Origin of the sequence: Blautia sp. HCP3S3_D9, assembly GCF_052063845.1 — a bacterium.
GTDB lineage: Bacteria > Bacillota > Clostridia > Lachnospirales > Lachnospiraceae > Blautia_A.
Window position 1 is genome coordinate 1 of record NZ_JBQHWS010000263.1, and the last position, 1,585, is coordinate 1,585.

1 protein-coding gene is annotated in these 1,585 nt (G+C 39.7%); it reads left to right on the forward strand.

Going from position 1 to position 1,585, the window contains the following annotated elements; translation table 11 throughout:
* Positions 1-135: 135 nt before the first annotated feature.
* A complete protein-coding gene (locus ACTNES_RS20740) occupies positions 136-1,515 on the forward strand; it encodes an IS4 family transposase (protein ID WP_291814772.1) in 1,380 nt (459 codons plus the stop codon).
* The last annotated feature ends 70 nt before the right edge of the window (positions 1,516-1,585 follow it).

Genomic DNA, 1,585 nt, shown 5'->3' on the forward strand with positions numbered 1-1,585 from the left:
ACTCAAACTTCCCACACCATTTGGTGTGCTAAACCTTGAAAAATCAATATTTTAACCCATAAAAAAGGCATAAATCACTTGCATGTGGTATAATTGAATTGTCAAAAACAATCACACAGCAAGGAGATTTACGCTATGTCAAGTATACCACATAAGACCGAAAACGGAAATGAGATTTTTGATTCTGCCACAAAATTTTTGAAAGAATTCCAAGTCGGAAAGCTCCTTTTTCAATGCAATGCCGGAAAAACGAAAGGAATTCCTGTAATGGATATCTTCCGTTACCTGTTTTGTCTCATTTTCTCTGATAGAAGCATGTATATGCAGAGAAAAACAGGTGCATTTGAAGGCGGCTTCTGCAAAAATACAGTTTATCGTTTCCTTAACAATACGAAAACCAACTGGCAACGTTTCACCACACTGCTTTCTGCAAGAATCATAAATGACTTTATGAAGCCATTGACATCTGATAATCGGAAAGATGTCTTCATTATTGATGATAGTCTGTTTGACCGTTCACGTTCCTGTAAAACAGAGCTTCTTGCCAAGGTATTTGACCATTGCTCTATGAAATACAAACGGGGATACCGAATGCTGACACTTGGATGGTCGGATGGAAATTCCTTTATTCCGGTTAACCACTGCCTGCTTTCTGCCGCAGAAGATAAAAATCTGCTTTGCGAAGCTTCTTCATATGATGGTCGTTCCCTTGCTGGAAAGCGCAGGAAACAGTCACGTCGTAAAGCAACGGAAGTTATGCTGGAATTGATCCACATGGCACAAAAGTCAGGATTATCAGCAAAATATGTGCTGTTTGACAGCTGGTTTTCATCTCCCAAAGCGGTTATCGCATTAAAACAGGAACATGGTCTGGACACAATTGCCATGGTCAAAAAGAGCAGCAAGATAAAATACGGATATCAGGATGGACGCTTCAACATCAAAGAAATTTACAGCAAAAACCGTAAACGCCGGGGACGCTCTAAATATCTTCTTTCTATAAACGTGACTGTTGGTGAAGAAGCTATCCCAGCCAAAATCGTCTGTGTCCGCAACAAAAGCAAGAAAAAGGACTGGCTGGCAATCCTCTGTACAGATACTTCTTTATCAGAAGAAGAAATCATCTGTACTTATGGAAAACGGTGGGATATAGAGATATTTTTCAAATCCTGCAAATCCTATCTCCGGCTGGTAAAAGAGTGTCGAAGCACTTCTTATGATGCATTAAATGCCCATACAGCAATTGTATTCACACGGTATATGATGCTTTCGGTTGCTCAAAGAAGGAATACCGATGACAAAACGCTCTGTGAACTGTTTTTCTGTCTGATGGACGAACTGGATGATATTACATTCAGTCAGTCAATGCAGATTATCATAAACGCCCTTATGGATTCAGTTATGGAACACTTCCATATCACAGAACAGGAGCTGGAGAAATTTACTGCCAGCTTTATTCAGAGACTGCCAAAATACATGCAGGAAGCATTGGAATACGGACAAAGTGCCGCCTGATTGTTATTTTGTGGGTTAAAACATTGATTTTTCAAGGTGCTAAGCTTATTTTTAATGTGGGAAGTTTGAG

Bases quoted from the DNA above. Each gene is read 5' to 3' on its own strand.
- ACTNES_RS20740 (WP_291814772.1), top strand. From the start codon at position 136: ATGTCAAGTATACCACATAAGACCGAAAACGGAAATGAGATTTTTGAT.